Below are 18,435 nucleotides of genomic sequence, written 5' to 3' on the forward strand. Positions count from 1 at the left end.
CCGATCCCGAGGGCCGAGCCCCCGGGACCGACCCTCCAAGGCGAGGAGCGCTGGGATGAGCGGAATGGGACGTACGGACAACGGCCACGGCCGTCTCGGCGGTGCACTGTCGGGACTGGCCGTGGCCGTCGGCTGTGTGCTCTTCCTGGGCGGCTTCGTCTGGGGAGCCCTGGTGTACCAGCCGTACACCGTGCCCACCGACTCCATGTCCCCGACCGTACAGGCGGGCGACCGGGTGCTGGCGGAGCGGATAGACGGCGCCGAGGTGCGTCGGGGCGACATCGTCGTCTTCCGCGACAGGCAGTGGGGCGACATGCCCATGGTGAAGCGCGTGGTCGGCGTCGGTGGCGACACCATCGCCTGCTGCGGTGACGGCGGTCGGCTGACCGTCAACGGCGAGGAGATCGACGAGCCCTATCTCCTCGATTCCGGCCCCGCCGCCCAGAAGTTCACCGCCACCGTGCCCGAGGGGCAGCTGTTCATGCTCGGCGACGAGCGCAAGGGCTCGGTCGACTCCCGGGTCCATCTGCAGGAGCCAGGACAGGGTTCGGTCCCGCGCTCGGCCGTCGACGCCAGGGTGGATGCCGTGGCCTGGCCGCTGAGCGGCGGGACCGTGGACCGGCCCAAGGGGTTCGCGGCACTGGAGGGCGGCATCTCGCAGCCCGGGCCGGTGAAGCTGATGCTCGTGGCCGTGGTGGCCGGGGCCGTGCTGATCGTGGGCGGCGCCGCGTACGGGCCGCTGGCCGGCAGGCTCCGCGGGGGCCGGCGCGCCAGGCGCGACAAGCGCGAGAGGGCCGTCGCCGGTGTCGGCTGAGGACGAGGAGCCGGTGCCGGGGGCGCACGACCTGGGATCGGCGACATGAGCGCGGACACCGGCTTCGGATCCGAGCTGCGCAAGGTCGCGAGGGTCGTCCTGCTCGATCCGCAGGACCGCATTCTGCTGCTGCACGGATACGAGCCGGCCGATCCCGACGACACCTGGTGGTTCACTCCCGGGGGCGGTCTGGAGGGCGACGAGACCCGCGAGGAAGCCGCGCTGCGCGAGCTGGCGGAGGAGACCGGGATCACAGAGGTGGAGCTGGGGCCCGTGCTGTGGCGCCGGCACTGTTCCTTCCCGTTCGACGGGCGGCGCTGGGACCAGGACGAGTGGTACTTCCTGGCACGTACCGCGCAGACGGCGACCGCGCCCGGCGGACTGACCGATCTGGAGCGTCGCAGCGTTGCCGGGCTCAGGTGGTGGACCTCCGCCGAACTGTCTGCGGCGCGTGAGACGGTGTATCCGACCAGGCTCGCCGAGCTGCTGCGTACGCTGCTCGACGAGGGTCCTCCGAGTACGCCCGTGATCCTGGACCCCGAAATCGTCTGAGGGGCCCGGGCGGCTGGCGCACAATAGGGGGACGCAAGGCTGAAGGGGAACATGCCATGAGCGCCGAGGACCTCGAGAAGTACGAGACCGAGATGGAGCTGAAGCTCTACCGGGAGTACCGCGACGTCGTCGGGCTGTTCAAATATGTGATCGAGACCGAGCGTCGCTTCTACCTCACCAACGACTACGAGATGCAGGTGCATTCGGTGCAGGGTGAGGTTTTCTTCGAAGTCTCCATGGCCGACGCCTGGGTCTGGGACATGTACCGACCGGCTCGATTCGTCAAGCAGGTCCGCGTACTGACGTTCAAGGATGTGAACATCGAGGAGCTCAACAAGAGCGATCTCGAGCTTCCGGGCAGCTGATTCCTGCGATCGGGACTTCGCGGCGCCCGGCCTCCCTACCGCTGACCCCCTGGCGCCGGCCCTCTCCCGGGTGACGGAGTTGTCCACACCGGATCGGTTGTCCACCAAGATCCACAGCGGAGGATCCAACGCGTCAGAGTCGGTGCCGGAGGTGGTGCCGCAATGAACGCGACGGGGGCACTGGGACGGTACGGCGAGGACCTGGCGGCACGGTTCCTGACCAGGACCGGTATGACACTGCTGGCGCGGAACTGGCGCTGCGGCCGGGTCGGCGAGGTCGACATCGTGGCCCGCGACGGCGACACAGTGGTCGTCTGCGAGGTCAAGACCCGCAGGGCGGGATCCTTCGAACACCCGATGGCCGCGATCACACCGGCCAAGGCGCGGCGGCTGAGACAGCTCGCCGAATGCTGGCTGGAGCGGCACGGAGGACCGCCGAAGGGCGGGGTGCGCGTAGACCTTGTGGGTGTGGTGCTGCCCAGGCGTGGCGCGGCCGTCGTGGAGCATGCCCGGGGGGTGGCCTGATGGGGTTCGCACGCGCGTGTTCCGTGGCGCTGGTCGGCGTCGAGGGCGTGGTGGTGGAGGTCCAGGCGGACCTGGAGCCGGGCGTGGCCGCCTTCACACTCGTGGGACTGCCGGACAAGAGCCTGGTGGAGAGCCGGGACCGGGTACGGGCCGCGGTGGTGAACTCCGGTGCGGAGTGGCCGCAGAAGAAGCTCACCGTGGGGCTCAGTCCGGCGTCCGTGCCGAAGGGCGGCAGTGGTTTCGATCTGGCCGTGGCGTGTGCCGTGCTGGGGGCGGCCGAGCGGATCGACCCCCGGCAGATCGCGGATCTGGTGCTGATCGGGGAGCTCGGTCTCGACGGACGGGTCAGACCGGTGCGCGGGGTGCTCCCCGCCGTCCTCGCGGCGGCGGAGGCGGGCTACCGGCAGGTGGTCGTTCCCGAGCGGACCGCGGGGGAGGCATCGCTCGTGCCCGGCATCTCGGTTCTGGGCGTACGGAGCCTGCGCCAGCTCATCGCCGTACTGGCCGACGAGCCGGTGCCGGACGAGGAGCCCGTGGAGGAAGGGCGGCCCGATGCCATGCTGGCGGGGCTGCTGGTGCCCGGCGCGGGTATCGGGACAGGGCCGGCCGCGGAGCAGGCGGACGCGTCCGATCTGGCGGACGTCGCCGGCCAGCATGCCGCGCGCACCGGGCTGGAAGTCGCCGCGGCCGGCGGACATCACCTGCTGCTGTCCGGTCCTCCGGGCGCGGGCAAGACGATGCTGGCCGAGCGGCTGCCCGCCGTTCTGCCGCCGCTGACCCGGCGGGAATCCCTGGAGGTCACGGCGGTGCACTCGGTGGCGGGCATCCTGCCGCCGGGCGAGCCACTGGTGCGCAGAGCACCGTACTGCGCGCCGCACCACTCGGCGACGATGCAGTCCCTGGTGGGCGGCGGGAACGGACTGCCGAGGCCGGGTGCGGTCTCGCTGGCCCACCGCGGAGTGCTCTTTCTCGACGAGGCGCCGGAGTTCTCCGGCAAGGTGCTGGACGCACTGCGCCAGCCGCTCGAGTCGGGGTATGTGGTGGTCGCCAGGAGCGCGGGCGTGGTGCGGTTGCCTGCCCGGTTCCTGATGGTGCTGGCCGCCAATCCATGTCCGTGCGGAAGGCACACGCTGCACGGGGCGGGCTGCGAGTGCCCGGCAGCGGTGATCCGGCGCTATCAGGCCCGGCTGTCCGGACCCCTGCTCGACCGCGTCGATCTGCGGATCGAGGTCGAGCCGGTGAGCCGCTCGGATCTGCTCGGCGGCGGCCGGGGAAGCCGAGGGGAGTCCACGGCGGTGGTCGCGGCCCGGGTGCACGAGGCAAGAGCCAGGGCGGCCGCCCGTCTGGAAGGCACCCCATGGACCGTCAACAGCGAGGTGCCCGGCCATGAACTGAGGACCCGCTGGACGGTGGCCCCGGGCGCCCTGGGCGCGGCGGAACGTGACGTGGAACGGGGTCTGCTCACGGCCCGCGGTCTGGACCGGGTGCTGCGCGTCGCGTGGACGGCCGCGGACCTGGCAGGCAGAGACCGCCCCCAGGCAGGCGATGTGGCCCTGGCTCTGCAGTTGCGCACCGGCATCGCAAGGGGCGTCCCTGCGGGGATCGGAGCGGGCCGGTGAGCGCGCGAGGGACGGGAGCGGGGGCGCGAGGGTGCCCCTTGGCCCCGGACGCTTCAGGAGATGAGGCGGACCTCCGTGAGCCGCTCGGGGGTGGACGGTGGACGGTGGGCGGGGAGGTGAGCGAGGCGGAGCGAGTGGCGCGGGCCGCGCTGACGCGGGTGCTGGAGCCGGGCGACGAGCGCGGCGGCAGGTGGTTGCGGGAGTTCGGCGCCGAGGGGCTGCTGGCCCTGCTCGCCTCGGAGGACCGCCCGGAAGGAGCGCTGGCCGGTACCACCGAGAAGCGGATGAGCGGACTGCGGGCGCGGGCCATGGGGCTGGTACCGGAGCGGGATCTGGAAGCGGTCCATGCGTTCGGCGGCAGGTTCATCGTGCCCGGTGACACCGAGTGGCCCAGCCAGCTCGACGACCTCGGCGACGCCCGGCCGCTCGGGCTGTGGCTGCGAGGCCGTCCCGACCTGCGGAAATGGGCGCTGCGCTCGGTCGCTGTCGTCGGCGCACGGGCCTGCACGCCGTACGGGGCGCATATGGCGGCAACCCTCGCAGCGGGGCTTGCCGAGCGCGGATGGGTGGTGGTGTCGGGAGGGGCGTTCGGGGTCGACGGCTCGGCGCACCGCGGAGCCCTCGGCGCGGGAGGAGCCACGGTTGCCGTGCTCGCCTGCGGAGTCGACGTGGTCTATCCCCGGGGTCACACCGAACTGATCGGACGCATTGCCGAACAGGGCCTGGTCATCGGCGAGTTGCCACCGGGCGACCATCCGACGTCCAGCAGGTTCGTCCTCCGCAACCGGGTGATCGCCGCGCTGACCCGGGGCACCGTCGTCGTCGAGGCCGAGTACCGCAGCGGCTCTCTGGTCACGGCACGGTGCGCGCAGCGGCTGGGGCGCTTCACCATGGGCGTTCCGGGCCCGGCGACCAGCGGGCTCTCGGCAGGAGTGCATGAACTGTTGCGAGGCGAGGGCGTGCTGGTCACCGATGCCGCCGAAGTGGTCGAACTGGTCGGAGACATCGGGGAGCTGGCGCCCGCACGCAGGGGCCCCGTACTGCCCAGGGATCTGCTGGATCCCGTGAGCAGACGAGTACTCGAGGCGCTGCCGGCCCGTGGCTCCATGGCCGGGCGCGAGGTGGCGCGGGGCGCGGGCATGACGGCCGACGAGGCACTCGGCAGGCTGTACGAACTGCACTCACTGGGGTTCGTCGAACGTGTGCATGATGGCTGGCGGTTGACGCCCCGGACGAGTCGCGGTTCGAACGCGCGGCGAGGCGTTACTTGACCTGGAGCATTCGGGTGAAAAAGTGATGCAGATGACCTTCGGAGTCCCATCTGTGGCGCCAAAGGGGCCGGCGCGCGATGCGTCGGCCCCGGTTCGAAGGTGCGGACGAGGACGGATACCCCACTGGTTCGTTCCCCCCTCCTTCGCCCACCGCGACGCCGTAGTCACGCTACGCTCACCGGGTTCCGGCCCAAACGGCCCAACCCGCCCCCACCACCCCCTCACAGCAGAACGGCTCAAGGCAACGCATGCCCCAGCACACCTCCGGGTCTGACCGCGCGGCAGCGCCACCCGCTGCCCGTGGCACCGTGCGGCCCCCCGCTCCCTCGTCGCTCGAGGAGCTGTGGCGGTCGTACAAGGCCACGGGTGACGAACGGCTGCGGGAGCAGTTGATCCTGCACTACTCGCCGCTGGTGAAATACGTCGCGGGACGGGTCAGCGTGGGGCTGCCGTCCAACGTCGAGCAGGCCGACTTCGTCTCGTCGGGGGTCTTCGGACTCATCGATGCCATCGAGAAGTTCGACATCGAGCGCTCGATCAAGTTCGAGACCTACGCCATCACCCGAATCCGTGGCGCGATGATCGACGAGCTGCGTGCCCTGGACTGGATTCCGCGCTCCGTACGGCAGAAGGCCCGTGCCGTGGAGCGCGCGTACGCCACGCTCGAGGCGCAGCTGAGACGTACACCCTCGGAGTGCGAGGTCGCCGCCGAGATGGGGATCGCGCTCGACGAACTGCACGCGGTTTTCAGCCAGTTGTCGCTGGCGAACGTCGTGGCGCTGGAAGAGCTGCTGCATGTCGGCGGCGAGGCCGGTGACCGGCTCAGCCTGATGGACACGCTCGAGGACACCGCGGCCGACAATCCCGTCGAGGTCGCCGAGGACCGGGAGTTGCGCCGGCTGCTGGCCCGCGCCATCAACACACTCCCCGAGCGGGAGAAGACCGTCGTCACGCTCTACTACTACGAAGGCCTCACGCTCGCGGAGATCGGTCATGTGCTGGGTGTGACCGAGAGCCGGGTCAGCCAGATCCACACCAAGTCGGTGCTTCAACTGCGGGCGAAGCTGGCCGACGTCGGACGATGACGCGGAGTCCGGCGTTGACGCTGAATCGTCCCTGCCTCATCCGTACAGTGGAGGCGTGCCAAGGATTCGAGCGGCCTCCGTGGCCGAGCACCGGACGATGCAGCGAGCGGCCCTGCTGGATGCCGCGCGCTCCCTGCTGTCCGAGGGCGGTACGGAGGCGCTGACCTTCCCCGCCCTCGCCGAGCGCACGGGCCTGGCAAGGTCCTCCGTCTACGAGTACTTCCGCTCGCGCGCCTCGGTCGTCGAAGAGCTCTGCGCCGTGGATTTTCCCGTCTGGGCGGCCGAGGTCGAGGCCGCGATGGCGGGCGCGAGCACCCCCGAGGGCAAGGTCGAGTCGTATGTGCGCCGGCAGCTGGAGCTGGTCGGGGACCGCAGGCACCGGGCTGTCGTCGCCATCTCCGCGAGCGAGCTGGACGACCGGGCGCGGGAGAAGATCCGGGCCGCGCACGGCGGGCTGATCGCGATGATCGTCGAGGCCCTGGGGGAACTTGGCCACGAGCAGCCAAGGCTGGCCGCGATGCTGCTGCAGGGCGTCGTGGACGCAGCCGTCCGCCGTATCGAACTGGGCGCAGCCGAGGATCCGGCGACCGTCGCCGACGCGGCGGTATCCATGGCACTGAAGGGCGTACGGGGCTGACAGAGCACGCGCCGGAGCACGGGCCCCGACGCTGCGTGCGATGCGCCATGACCGCCGTGATCAGGAGCAGCACGGTGTGAAGCTGCCCGGCCGCATCCGCGAGGACCGGCGCGGCGGGCTCGGGTACACCCCTTGTGCGGGGCGCCGCGGGGCCGGGCACACCGAAGACCGGGAGCAGGCGGGACGGGGCACGGCGCAGCATCCATGGCGGCAGAAGCGACAGCGGGTCCAGATACTGCGTGCCGCGCCGCAGGCCCCAGTGGAGACAGCCCGTGGCGCAGTGGGAAGGCCCCGGGGCCACGGTTGCCACGATCTGACCGGCGGTGACCTCCGCGCCCTCCTCGAGCAGCGGGCTGACGGGTTCGTACGTCGTGCGCAATGGCGGGTCACCCGTACCGGTGAGACTGATGGCGAGCACACCGCGGCCCGCGACCCGGCCCGCGAAGGACACCCGCCCGGGCGCCGCGGCCCGAACGGGTGCGCCCGGCGGCGCGGCCAGGTCCACGCCGCGGTGACCGGGGCCGTACGCGGATGCCGGGGGGTCGAAGCCGCGGACCACAGCCGGGCGCGGCGGCCCGAGCGGCCAGCTCCGTCCCCCGTCCGGCACGGGAGGCGCAGCCGCGCCCGGAACGGGAAGCACCGCCGCGGCCGGAGGCGACCCGGAGCGGGTTCCCGGGCCCGCCCGCGTCGCAGCGGCCGGAGGGACACCGCCCACCATCGCCACGACCAGCAGCACGACGCATACCCGCGCCGAGGCGGAGAAGGAGAGTCTGCAGTTCATGGCACGACGGTCCCGCGGAATGCCCCAGCCGCGCTGATCATGGTCCGCAACTGTGGACAACCGGCCGGTTGTGGACAGCGCCGTCACCCGGCACGGTCCCGGTCCCGTACACTTCTTCTGGCGATCCGGGTCACCGGGTCGACTTCGCACGCCCCGCCACCACACCCTCAGCGGTCGGTGGCCGCGCTCCTCGGTCCTTTGTGGCACGGCGCGTCGGGGCGTCAGGACATAACCGAGAACTCAAGGAGATACGGCCATGGCCGTCGTCACGATGCGGGAGCTGCTGGAGAGCGGCGTCCACTTCGGTCACCAGACCCGTCGTTGGAACCCGAAGATGAAGCGATTCATCTTCACGGAGCGCAACGGCATCTACATCATCGACCTGCTCCAGTCGCTGTCGTACATCGACCGCGCCTACGAGTTCGTCAAGGAGACCGTCGCGCACGGCGGCTCCATCATGTTCGTCGGCACCAAGAAGCAGGCCCAGGAGGCCATCGCCGAGCAGGCGACGCGCGTTGGTATGCCGTACGTCAACCAGCGCTGGCTGGGCGGCATGCTCACCAACTTCTCCACCGTCTACAAGCGTCTGCAGCGCCTCAAGGAGCTCGAGCAGATCGACTTCGAGGACGTGGCCGCCTCGGGCCTCACCAAGAAGGAGCTCCTGGTCCTCTCCCGTGAGAAGGCCAAGCTGGAGAAGACCCTCGGTGGTATCCGCGAGATGCAGAAGGTGCCGAGCGCTGTCTGGATCGTCGACACCAAGAAGGAGCACATCGCCGTCGGTGAGGCGCGCAAGCTCCACATCCCGGTCGTCGCGATCCTCGACACCAACTGCGACCCCGACGAGGTCGACTACAAGATCCCGGGCAACGACGACGCGATCCGCTCCGTCACCCTGCTCACCCGCGTGATCGCCGACGCCGTCGCCGAGGGCCTCATCGCCCGTTCCGGCGTCGCCACCGGTGACTCGAAGCCGGGCGAGAAGGCCGTCGGCGAGCCGCTTGCCGAGTGGGAGCGCGACCTGCTCGAGGGCGAGAAGAAGGCGGACTCCGACGAGGCTGCCGAGAAGCCGGCCGAGGCTCCGGTCGCCGAGGCCCCCGCCACCGAGGCCCCCGCCACCGAGGCTCCGGCTGCGGAGGCTCCGGCCGCCGAGGCCGAGAAGCCGGCGGCGGACGCCGAGCAGGCCTGACCGCACAGGTTCGGTAGTTGACGGCGGGGGACGGTGCGACAAGCGCCGGCCCCCGCCGCTCACCCGTAGATCTTCGACTTTCGACTTCCGAGAGAGATTCAAGGACATGGCGAACTACACCGCCGCCGACGTCAAGAAGCTCCGTGAGCTCACCGGCGCCGGCATGATGGACTGCAAGAAGGCGCTGGACGAGGCCGACGGCAACGTCGACAAGGCCGTCGAGGCCCTGCGTATCAAGGGCCAGAAGGGCGTCGCCAAGCGCGAGGGCCGTTCCGCCGAGAACGGTGCCGTCGTCTCCCTCATCGCCGACGACAACACCTCCGGTGTCATCGTCGAGCTGAAGTGCGAGACGGACTTCGTCGCCAAGGGTGAAAAGTTCCAGGCCGTCGCGAACACGCTCGCCGCCCACGTCGCCGAGACTTCCCCGGCCGACATCGAGGCGCTGCTCGCCTCCGAGATCGAGCCCGGCAAGACCGTTCAGGCGTACGTCGACGAGGCCAACGCCAACCTGGGCGAGAAGATCGTCCTGGACCGCTTCGCGCAGTTCTCCGGCGGTTACGTCACCGCGTACATGCACCGCACGATGCCCGACCTGCCCCCGCAGATCGGTGTTCTTGTCGAGCTCGACAAGGAGAACGCCGAGATCGCCAAGGGTGTCGCCCAGCACATCGCGGCCTTCGCCCCGAAGTACCTCTCCCGCGAGGACGTTCCGGCCGAGGTCGTCGAGGCCGAGCGCCGCGTCGCCGAGGAGACCACCCGCGCCGAGGGCAAGCCGGAGGCCGCGCTCCCGAAGATCGTCGAGGGACGCGTCAACGGCTTCTTCAAGGAGGCCACCCTCCTCGGCCAGCCGTACGCGCTCGACAACAAGAAGTCCGTCCAGAAGGTTCTGGACGAGGCCGGTGTCACCCTGAAGCGCTTCACGCGCATCAAGGTCGGCATCTGAGCCGGTACGCGATCGACAGGGGAGCCCGATAGGGTTGCCCACGTGGACGTCGGCCGCGTCAGCGCCGGACGACCGCAGATCTGACGAGGAGGCCATTGCCGACAGGGACAGCAAGACCCCACGGCAATGGCCTTCTTCGTATGTGCACGAGGAGATCTCCATGAATCAGGGCGCCGCACAGGGCGACGACAACCACGGCAAAAAGGCCGGCCGCTTCATGCTGAAGCTCTCCGGCGAGGCATTCGCCGGCGGCGGAGGCCTGGGCGTCGACCCCGACGTCGTACACGCCATCGCACGCGAGATCGCCGCTGTCGTGCGCGACGGTGCAGAGATCGCCGTCGTGATCGGCGGCGGAAACTTCTTCCGGGGTGCCGAGCTCCAGCAGCGCGGCATGGACCGGGCGCGCTCCGACTACATGGGCATGCTCGGCACGGTCATGAACTGCCTTGCACTCCAGGACTTCCTGGAGAAGGAAGGCATCGACTCGCGCGTCCAGACCGCCATCACCATGGGCCAGGTCGCGGAGCCGTACATCCCGCTGCGCGCCGTGCGTCATCTGGAGAAGGGCCGCGTCGTCATCTTCGGCGCCGGTATGGGCATGCCGTACTTCTCCACGGACACCACCGCCGCCCAGCGCGCACTGGAGATCGACGCCGAGGCCCTGCTGATGGGCAAGAACGGCGTGGACGGGGTCTACGACTCCGATCCCAAGACCAACCCCGACGCGGTGAAGTTCGACGCTCTCGAGTACGGCGAGGTGCTGTCCCGCAACCTCAAGGTCGCCGACGCCACCGCGATCACCCTCTGCCGCGACAACCTTCTTCCGATCCTCGTCTTCGAACTCCTCACCGAAGGCAATATCGCTCGGGCCGTCAAGGGTGAGAAGATCGGCACGCTCGTGAGCGACCGGGACATCCGGGCCTGACCCGGGGCTTCCCTCAAGGGATGGACAAAGTCCTGCCGGTCGGACACCGTGCAGGAAGACGCGACGCAGGTTCCGCCGGCCCATTGTGCGCCGGGCCTATTCCACAACACGCAGGAGCAAGTGGTGATCGAAGAGACCCTCCTCGAGGCCGAGGAGAAGATGGAGAAGGCCGTCCTGGTCGCCAAGGATGACTTCGCCGCGATCCGCACCGGGCGTGCGCACCCGGCGATGTTCAACAAGATCGTGGCGGACTACTACGGCGCCCTCACCCCGATCAACCAGCTGGCGTCGTTCTCGGTGCCCGAGCCGCGGATGGCCGTGGTGACCCCGTTCGACAAGAGCGCGCTGCGCAACATCGAGCAGGCGATCCGCGACTCCGACCTGGGCGTCAACCCGAGCAACGACGGCAATATCATCCGGGTGGTGTTCCCCGAGCTCACCGAGGAGCGCCGCCGCGAGTACATCAAGGTCGCCAAGAGCAAGGCCGAGGACTCGAAGATCTCGATCCGTTCCGTGCGCCGCAAGGCCAAGGAAGCCATCGACAAGATGATCAAGGATGGCGAGGTCGGCGAGGACGAGGGCCGCCGTGCGGAGAAGGAGCTCGACGACACCACCGCGAAGTACGTCACGCAGGTGGACGAGCTGCTCAAGCACAAGGAAGCCGAGCTGCTCGAGGTCTGATGAACGACTCTTCCTGGGGGGCGGGGGCCCCGCACGGCGCCGGATACGCCGGGGCATGGCCGCCGCCCGACCAGGGGCCCCTCCCGGCGGGTCCCGCATACGACGGGCATGACGCACAGCAGACTCGGCCCATGCCCATCGTGCCGGAGTTTCCCGACGCAGGTAGAGACGCCGAGAACCGCAACGGCGGCGACGGCCGCGACGACCGCGATCCGGGGGCCGCTCGGCCGAACGGCCCTTCGTTCCGCGAGGAAATGCCGCAGGAGCCCATGCACACCCCGCAACCGGCCCCCGTGCCCGAGCCGCCGCAGAAGAAGCGGGCCGGCCGTGATCTGAGGGCTGCCATAGGGGTCGGGGCAGGGCTCGGGGCGGTGATCGTCGTCTCGCTGTTCTTCGTCAAGGCCGTGTTCGTCGGCGTGATAGCAGTCGCCGTGGTCGTCGGACTGTGGGAGCTGACCTCACGGCTCGAGGAGCGCAAGCAGATCAAGGCCCCGCTGGTGCCCCTCGCGGTCGGCGGCGCGGCCATGGTCGTGGCCGGCTATGTGCGCGGCGCGGAAGGCGCCTGGGTCGCCATGGCGCTCACCGCGCTCGCCGTCCTGGTCTGGCGCATGACCGAGCCGCCCGAGGGCTACCTCAAGGACGTCACCGCGGCTGTCTTCGCCGGGTTCTACGTGCCGTTCCTGGCGACGTTCGTGTCGATCATGCTCACCGCGGACGACGGACCGGAGCGGGTACTCACGTTCCTGCTGCTCACGGTGGTCAGCGACACCGGCGCGTACGCCGTCGGCTGGCGCTTCGGCAAGCACAAGCTGGCGCCGCGCATCAGTCCCGGCAAGACGCGTGAAGGACTGCTGGGCGCGGTCGCGTTCGCGATGGCGGCAGGCGCGCTGTGCATGCAGTTCCTCATCGACGGCGGCACCTGGTGGCAGGGACTGCTGCTCGGCCTCGCCGTCGCGGTCAGCGCCACCCTGGGAGACCTGGGCGAGTCGATGATCAAGCGGGACCTCGGCATCAAGGACATGGGCACACTGCTGCCGGGCCACGGTGGAATCATGGACCGGCTGGACTCGCTGTTGCCGACGGCTCCGGTGGTGTGGTTGCTGCTGGTGCTGTTCGTCGGCTCGGGCTGACCGCGTACGGCTCCACGGGCTTCAGGACGAGGGGGCTCACCGTTCACACGGTGAGCCCCCTCGTCGTTTTCCGGCGTGATCGCTGAGAGCGGGCTTCGCCACGTGCCCGTCGGGCCGCCTTCCGCGCAGGTGCAGGCCAAGGCCCCCGACATCACCCGGCAGGGGTGATGGGGGCTGAGCAGGCGGGTGATGCGTGCCGGCTGCCGATGGCTGACGATGGACCGAGAGAGAGCCGGCCGGTTCCGCGGCTCTCGCACCCGCAGGGCGAGCACCCCACCGGGGCCGCGGAATGCCCGCAGAGGGAGCACCCATGGACCCGTCCGCCGCCTCCGGCCCGGAGGCCCATCGGCACAGTGGCCCCCTGAGTGATGCCGAGCGAGCGGAGTACGACCGTCTCCGCAGTGCCGAGGGCCTGCGCCACCGCCGCCTGCGGCAATTCGGAGCGTCCGTGCTCCTGGTGCTGGCCATCCTGCTGGCGCCCGTCAGCGTCGTCGCCACCTGGGTGAACTCCGAGGTCAACGACACCGACCGGTACGAGCAGACCGTCTCGCCCCTCGCCAGGAATCCCGCCGTCCAGAGCCTGGTGATCGACCGTGTCACGGACCGCCTGATCGATGTCATCGACGCACGCAGGATCACCGAGGATCTCGCCGACGACATCGCCGACACCCTGGCCGACCGTGACGCGCCCTCCTTCGTCGTCGACGCCGCCAAGTCGCTGGACGGCCCGCTGCAGAGCGGGCTGACCACCGTCGTGCACTACGTGGTGCAGAAGGTGGTGACCAGCGACCAGTTCGCCACGGCATGGGACGAGGTCAACCGACGCGCGCACTCCGCCGTCTCGACCGTCCTCACCGGCGAGGGAGGCGGCGTGATCGAGGCCAAGGGCGACACCATCGTCCTCAACGTCGGCACCGTGATCGACGAGATGCAGGAGCAGCTTCTGGGCACGAAGGTCATCGATGGTAAGAACATTCCCGGGGTCGACAAGTCGATAGTGCTGGTGCGGAACGACAATCTGGGCGAAGCCCAGGACGCCGCCCGTCTGCTGGGCATCCTCGGCGTCTGGCTGCCTGTGGCGGTGGTCGTGCTCGCGGCTCTCGGCGTGTGGGTGGCGCCGTCGCACCGGGTGGCGCTGATGGCCGCGGGCTTCGGCGTCGGCGTGATGATGTGCGCGCTGCTCGTCGCGCTCGCCGTCATGCGCGTGGTCGGGCTGGATGCCGTACCCCCGGATGCCCAGACGCAGGACGCCGCGGCGTCCGTCTACGACACACTGGTCAGATTCCTCCGGCAGGCCGCCGTCACGGTACTCGTCGTCGCGCTGATCACCGTGGCCGCGGGTTATCTGTACGGACCCGGCCAGGGCGCCCGCGCGGTGCGCTCCCCCGTGGCCCGGGGCACCGAAGCCGCCGGACACGCTCTCGCCCGGTCGGGGCTGCGCACCGGCGCGGTCGGGCGCTGGCTGCACACGCATCGCCCCGTGACCACGACCGTCGTCGTCGCAGCCGGAGCTCTCGTGCTGTTCCTGTGGGACTACCCGACGCCTGCCTCTGTGGTCCTTGTGCTGGTGCTCGTCGTGGTCGTCCTGGCGGTCCTCGGCGTTCTCGGCGCCGCGGATGGGGCGGCTGCGGACACCGAGGACGGGCCGCCCGACGCCGGGCCCGGCGCGGCGGCCGTGGAGCGCGGCGGCTGACTGCCGGTCTCCAACGCTCACACCTGCTGTGTCCGGACCGCGCCCTGTGTCCGGACCGCGCCCGTCGGCGCCGACAGCACCCGCGAACGGCCACGGGGCACCGGACTGCGTCGGCGACGACACTGGTCCGCACGGCCGACCAGGAAGAGCGATGAGTGGAACGGCGAGCTTCGACAAGGCAGGCTTGTACCCATGCGGACGATCTTCCGCTCATCTCCCCGACCAGGAGCGGGCGGACACAGCCGGGCCATTCTCTTCACGCTTGCGCAGTGTGTGCCCTTCGCGATCGCCCTGCTCGTGCTGGGCATCGAATTCTCGCCTGCGCACTTCTTGTACACCGGCCCCCTCCTCACCGCGACTCCGGCGCTGGCCGCGGTCACGATGGGCCCCCGGGGCACCATCTCGGCAGCGGCTTTGGCCCTGGCCGTCAGCGTGACCACCGCCACCTACAACCAGGCATGGGGCAGTCAGCAGGTCTACAGCAACCTTCTGGCTCTTCTCGTGGTGTCGGTGGCCAGTGTCGCGACGAGCAGCGCCGTGCGTACCCGCAGGGAGAACGAGCTCAACCAGCTCCGCCGGATCGCCGTGGCAGCACAAGAGGTCATCCTGCGGCCTGTGCCCGCCCGGCTGGGCCCGGTGCGGGCGGCCAGCATCTACCTCGCGGCCGAGACGGGGGCGCAGATCGGCGGTGATCTGTACGAGGCAGTGGAGACCCGCTACGGAGTCCGGATGATCGTCGGGGACGTTCGGGGCAAGGGGCTGCCTGCTGTGCGCGCGGCCGCAGCGGTGCTGGGCGCTTTCCGGGAGGCCGCGCACTATGAGGATGAACTGGGGGAGGTGATAAACCACTGCGCGGCTGCCCTGAAACGGGAGCACCCCGGGTCGGGTGCGGTCGATCAGGAAGCTCTGATGGAGGGCTTCGTCACCGCGCTCGTGGCCCAGGTGTCGGACAGACCGGTGGTCGAGGTGGTCAACCGAGGCCACCAGCCTCCACTGGTGCTGCGCCAGGGCAGGGTTCAGACCCTGATGCCCTCTTTCCCCTTGCCGCCCATCGGCTTGGAAGACCTCATCACCGGTCTTTCCGGCAAGGCGGAGAGCTATCCGTTCGTACCCGGCGACCGTCTGCTGCTGTACACCGACGGTGTGCTCGAAGCCCGTGGTCGTGAAAACGACTTCTTCGCCCTGTCCGAGGCCATGGAAGCGGTGCTTGCCCGCACCCCGCAGGAGTTTCTGGAACAACTGCACCAGGGATTGATCCGGCACACCCAGGGCTGCCTGGGGGACGATGTGGCGATGCTCCTCGTTGACCGGCGCGAATGAGTCGGCAGACAGCCGATGCAGTCACAGGGCACCGACCGGGGAAAAGCGCTGCCCGGCAGGGGTCAGCCGATCTCGCTCGGACCCTCTGTCGGCGGGCCCATCCCGGACCGGCGGTCGGTGTGCCGTCCGAGACGGCCGACAGTGACCGACACCGACCAGCCACGCCTGCCGGGTAGTACATGCCCCCCAGGCCACAGGTATCCGTCTGAGACACTGGTAGCACCATGCCGAAGCCCGGAGAACTGGCGTTCGGCAGCTGTGATGGTCCTCTCACCAGCATGTTCTCGCTGCGCAGGTGCGCTGGGACTGACTTCGGGCCGTCTCTGGGCCGTCTACGGACGACTAGGCGTAGGTGTGCCACCCATATGAGGGCGCACCAGCTCGGCAAAGCGCCAGCGCTCGGCCCGTAGCCGTGTGACTTCAGCGTCGATGTCTAACGGGGTCAAGTTAGCCACCCTCTCGAACGCCTTGTTGAGAGACGTCTCGCATCTTGCCAAGAGAAGATACGCCGCGATGACTACGTCCTCTGGCCCATGCATCTCAATGACTGCGCACGCCTGGCGCATCGATTTCACACTTGTGACCAGCGGCGCGTAAAGCTCTTGGCTCTCCTTCTTGAACCGGCGACGTTGCTCACCGAGCCGTCCAGGCCATGGCCGAAGTCGTCGTGTACCTGGCGAGGATGGTGGTAGCTGTCTAGGCGGGTTGGGGAGCCCGCGAGGAGGCATGCGGGCCCAATCCTGTGTCAATGGGGTGGTGAAGTTGACCTTGCGCCGACCGAGTACGGCCGGGCCTAGGCCGAAGTTGAATTGCGTCAGCAACTTCTCAAAGTCCAGAACCTCGGTGACTAGGGCCGTGTAGGCATTCACGGCGCTTGATTGCATCCATTGAAGGCGTGATGCGTCGGCCTGAACGATGGCACTTCGGTCAGCTGCGGCCGCTTGGGCATGCCCTCCCTTTGCTTGCGCGCGTGCGCCAACCCATCCGAGGACGGCAGCGATGATCCCGGTCACTGCAGGCAGCAGAATCTCCCCCATATCAGCAGTGTGCCCATTGCAGACCGTGCGAAAGGTGTTACTGAAGGTAGCCGCCCGGGACGATCGGCGACGTGGTTTCAAGCGCGATGGTCGTCGGCAGCTCAGACGGACAAAATGTCGTCCACTGCTTTCCTCGTCCGTTCCTGACTCGACGGCATAAGGTGCGCGTACACCCGCAGCGTCAGTGCCGGGTCGGTGTGCCCCAAGTACTGGCTGACGGCCTTGATGCTCTCCCCGGCGTCCAGCAGAACGGACGCGTAGAAGTGCCTCAGCGCGTGCATGCCGTGCTCGCGTGCAGACTCGTACTTGCCGTCCTCCCCGGCGTCCGGGATGAGGCCAGCCACCGCGAGCGCGGGCTTCCACTCCTGGATGTTGAAGTTGCTGCGCCACACGACCCCGCCTGCGGTGTTCGTGAACAGGAGGCGGGCCGACACCTTCGGCCCGTCCGGCTTCCGCCACGGCAGTGTGATCTCAACCGGCTTGCAGGTGTCTATGTGGGCACGCAGGGCCTCAGCCACCGACGACGGAAGCGGTACGTCTCGCTCCTTGTTGCACTTCGGCGGAGCGAACACTGCCTTGCCTCGAATGAGCTTGACCTGCCGGACGACGTGCAGGATGCCGCCCTCGAAGTTGAGTGCGTCCTCGGCGAGTCCCACGATCTCGCCCTGACGGAGCCCGCACCCCGCGCCCGTTTCCACCATGGCTCGGTACCGCTCGGGGAGTGCTGCGCGTACGGCGTGCACCTGCGTCGGCAGCCACGGCACAACGCGCCGGCGCTCTGCCGACGGGGGGCGGACAGACTTCGCAGAGCACGGGTTCCGGGGCAACAGACCGTCGTCGACGGCCGCGCTCAACACGGCGCGAACGTCACCGTAGATGTTGCGTGCGTACGCGCCGCTCACGGCGGGGTTCGCCTCAAGGGCGCTCGCGAGTCCGCGGATGTGCTCGGGGCGGAATGAGTCGAGCGGGCGCGTGCCGAGGACGGGGAACGCGTGCAGGCGCAGCCGCTGCTCGGTCACGATCTGGCTGGACACGTCGGCGGTGTGGGCGTTGAGCCACTTCTCGGCGTAGCCCTTGAAGGTGATCCGAGCGGCATGGGGGTCGATGTACTGCCCGCGCGACATGTCGGACGCGATGTCGGTGAGCCACGTTTCGGCGAGGCGCTTCTGTCGGTCGGGGAAGCTCTTGGACTTCTCGGTGCCGTCGGGGCCGATGTAGCGGGCGCGGTAGCGCATGCCGGTGCCGTGGCGGTCTGTCTTGACGCGGACGGGCTTGCCGTCGGGTCCGGGTGCGGTCTTGTACCAGCGGTCTTGGATGTGGCCTGCCATTGAGGCGGGGTCCCTTCTCGCAACGCGGCGAGGGAGGGCCGCTGGGCGGCCCTCCCTCGTGTGGGTGCTGTGCTGGGGTTCGTTATGCGGCTCTGTCGGCGGCCATCTGCTGCTCGACCCAGGCGCGGACGGCGGCAGGGTCGTAGCGGAGGTGCTTGCCGACGCGGAATCCGGGCGGGCCGGTGCGCTTCTTGCGCCAGGCGTAGACGGTCTCCACGCTCGGGAGCTCGAACATCTCGGCAATGTCGTCGGGGGTGAGGTAGCGGTCGGGCAGTTCGGCCCGGAGGGTGTTCGTGGCGGAAGGTGTCGCCATGAGCGGATCCCTCGGTCAGGCGGGGATCAGAAACCCAGGAATCGCTGACAGAACTGACAGAACCTGGCTTCCACGTCGCTGACCTGCGGGTTCGGTTGCTGTATCGGTCGTGACAGAACCCGCGAAAACTCCGACAGAACCTCCGGGTCGGGACTTTTGTCACGACCAGCCGCCGCGGCCGGTTCGGTTCTGTCGGAGTTTCCGGAGGTTTTGTCACAGCCGCCGAATCG

At 69.3% G+C, this 18,435-nt stretch carries 17 protein-coding genes and 1 pseudogene; 15 read left to right on the top strand and 3 right to left on the bottom strand.

What is annotated here, in order from left to right:
- Positions 1–55: 55 nt before the first annotated feature.
- The 8 genes from lepB (at position 56) to ACFYWI_RS02200 (ending at position 6,868) form a co-directional block, all read left to right on the top strand.
- Entirely contained in the window at positions 56–814 is a 759-nt protein-coding gene (gene lepB, locus ACFYWI_RS02165; RefSeq protein WP_389224060.1) for a signal peptidase I, read from the top strand.
- Positions 815–859: 45 nt separating this feature from the next.
- The gene (locus tag ACFYWI_RS02170) at positions 860–1,366 is read left to right on the top strand and encodes an NUDIX hydrolase (protein ID WP_389224063.1); all 507 of its coding nucleotides are present in this window, start codon (positions 860–862) and stop codon (positions 1,364–1,366) included.
- A 56-nt stretch (positions 1,367–1,422) separates the two neighbouring features.
- Positions 1,423–1,731 carry a DUF2469 domain-containing protein gene (locus tag ACFYWI_RS02175; protein WP_005311352.1) on the top strand — a complete coding sequence of 103 codons (309 nt, stop codon included), beginning with the start codon at positions 1,423–1,425 and terminating at the stop codon, positions 1,729–1,731.
- 162 nt (positions 1,732–1,893) lie between these two features.
- Entirely contained in the window at positions 1,894–2,256 is a 363-nt protein-coding gene (locus ACFYWI_RS02180; RefSeq protein WP_389224066.1) for a YraN family protein, read from the top strand.
- The gene (locus ACFYWI_RS02185) at positions 2,256–3,875 is read left to right on the top strand and encodes a YifB family Mg chelatase-like AAA ATPase (RefSeq protein WP_389224069.1); all 1,620 of its coding nucleotides are present in this window, start codon (positions 2,256–2,258) and stop codon (positions 3,873–3,875) included. The genes ACFYWI_RS02180 and ACFYWI_RS02185 overlap by 1 nt, the downstream gene beginning before the upstream one ends.
- Positions 3,876–3,991: 116 nt before the next feature.
- Positions 3,992–5,146 carry a DNA-processing protein DprA gene (gene dprA, locus ACFYWI_RS02190; RefSeq protein WP_389224072.1) on the top strand — a complete coding sequence of 385 codons (1,155 nt, stop codon included), beginning with the start codon at positions 3,992–3,994 and terminating at the stop codon, positions 5,144–5,146.
- Positions 5,147–5,394: 248 nt separating this feature from the next.
- Positions 5,395–6,231: an RNA polymerase sigma factor WhiG gene (whiG, locus tag ACFYWI_RS02195; RefSeq protein WP_389224075.1), complete on the top strand. Its 837-nt coding sequence runs from the start codon at positions 5,395–5,397 to the stop codon at positions 6,229–6,231.
- Between the two features lie 79 nt (positions 6,232–6,310).
- The gene (locus ACFYWI_RS02200; protein WP_389224439.1) at positions 6,311–6,868 is read left to right on the top strand and encodes a TetR/AcrR family transcriptional regulator; all 558 of its coding nucleotides are present in this window, start codon (positions 6,311–6,313) and stop codon (positions 6,866–6,868) included.
- A 283-nt stretch (positions 6,869–7,151) separates the two neighbouring features.
- Here ACFYWI_RS02200 and ACFYWI_RS02205 read toward each other — a convergent pair.
- Positions 7,152–7,649 (bottom strand): annotated as a pseudogene (locus tag ACFYWI_RS02205) (peptidoglycan DD-metalloendopeptidase family protein); the annotation flags it as partial.
- Positions 7,650–7,905: 256 nt separating this feature from the next.
- Between ACFYWI_RS02205 and rpsB the strand changes: the two are divergent.
- The 7 genes from rpsB to ACFYWI_RS02240 all read left to right on the top strand — a co-directional run bounded on the left by rpsB (position 7,906) and on the right by ACFYWI_RS02240 (position 15,527).
- On the top strand, positions 7,906–8,835 hold the full coding sequence (rpsB, locus tag ACFYWI_RS02210; RefSeq protein ID WP_389224078.1) for a 30S ribosomal protein S2: 930 nt from the start codon (positions 7,906–7,908) through the stop codon (positions 8,833–8,835).
- A gap of 106 nt (positions 8,836–8,941) precedes the next feature.
- Positions 8,942–9,778 (top strand): translation elongation factor Ts, encoded by an 837-nt coding sequence (tsf, locus tag ACFYWI_RS02215; protein WP_389224081.1) that lies wholly within the window; start codon positions 8,942–8,944, stop codon positions 9,776–9,778.
- 160 nt (positions 9,779–9,938) lie between these two features.
- Complete coding sequence (gene pyrH / locus ACFYWI_RS02220) at positions 9,939–10,703, top strand: UMP kinase (protein WP_389224084.1); 765 nt, start codon at positions 9,939–9,941, stop codon at positions 10,701–10,703.
- A gap of 123 nt (positions 10,704–10,826) precedes the next feature.
- On the top strand, positions 10,827–11,384 hold the full coding sequence (frr, locus tag ACFYWI_RS02225) for a ribosome recycling factor (protein WP_389224087.1): 558 nt from the start codon (positions 10,827–10,829) through the stop codon (positions 11,382–11,384).
- Positions 11,384–12,514, top strand: a complete 1,131-nt coding sequence (locus ACFYWI_RS02230; RefSeq protein ID WP_389224090.1) for a phosphatidate cytidylyltransferase — start codon at positions 11,384–11,386, stop codon at positions 12,512–12,514. The genes frr and ACFYWI_RS02230 overlap by 1 nt, the downstream gene beginning before the upstream one ends.
- A gap of 310 nt (positions 12,515–12,824) precedes the next feature.
- Positions 12,825–14,207 (top strand): hypothetical protein, encoded by a 1,383-nt coding sequence (locus ACFYWI_RS02235; RefSeq protein WP_389224093.1) that lies wholly within the window; start codon positions 12,825–12,827, stop codon positions 14,205–14,207.
- A 192-nt stretch (positions 14,208–14,399) separates the two neighbouring features.
- A complete protein-coding gene (locus tag ACFYWI_RS02240) occupies positions 14,400–15,527 on the top strand; it encodes a PP2C family protein-serine/threonine phosphatase (protein WP_389224096.1) in 1,128 nt (375 codons plus the stop codon).
- Between the two features lie 1,138 nt (positions 15,528–16,665).
- Here ACFYWI_RS02240 and ACFYWI_RS02245 read toward each other — a convergent pair.
- Both ACFYWI_RS02245 and ACFYWI_RS02250 read right to left on the bottom strand, forming a co-directional pair.
- Positions 16,666–17,892 carry a tyrosine-type recombinase/integrase gene (locus ACFYWI_RS02245; protein WP_389224099.1) on the bottom strand — a complete coding sequence of 409 codons (1,227 nt, stop codon included), beginning with the start codon at positions 17,890–17,892 and terminating at the stop codon, positions 16,666–16,668.
- Between the two features lie 82 nt (positions 17,893–17,974).
- Complete coding sequence (locus tag ACFYWI_RS02250) at positions 17,975–18,205, bottom strand: helix-turn-helix transcriptional regulator (RefSeq protein ID WP_389224102.1); 231 nt, start codon at positions 18,203–18,205, stop codon at positions 17,975–17,977.
- Positions 18,206–18,435 lie beyond the last annotated feature (230 nt).

This window comes from Streptomyces sp. NPDC002889, from assembly GCF_042888425.1.
Taxonomy (GTDB): domain Bacteria; phylum Actinomycetota; class Actinomycetes; order Streptomycetales; family Streptomycetaceae; genus Streptomyces.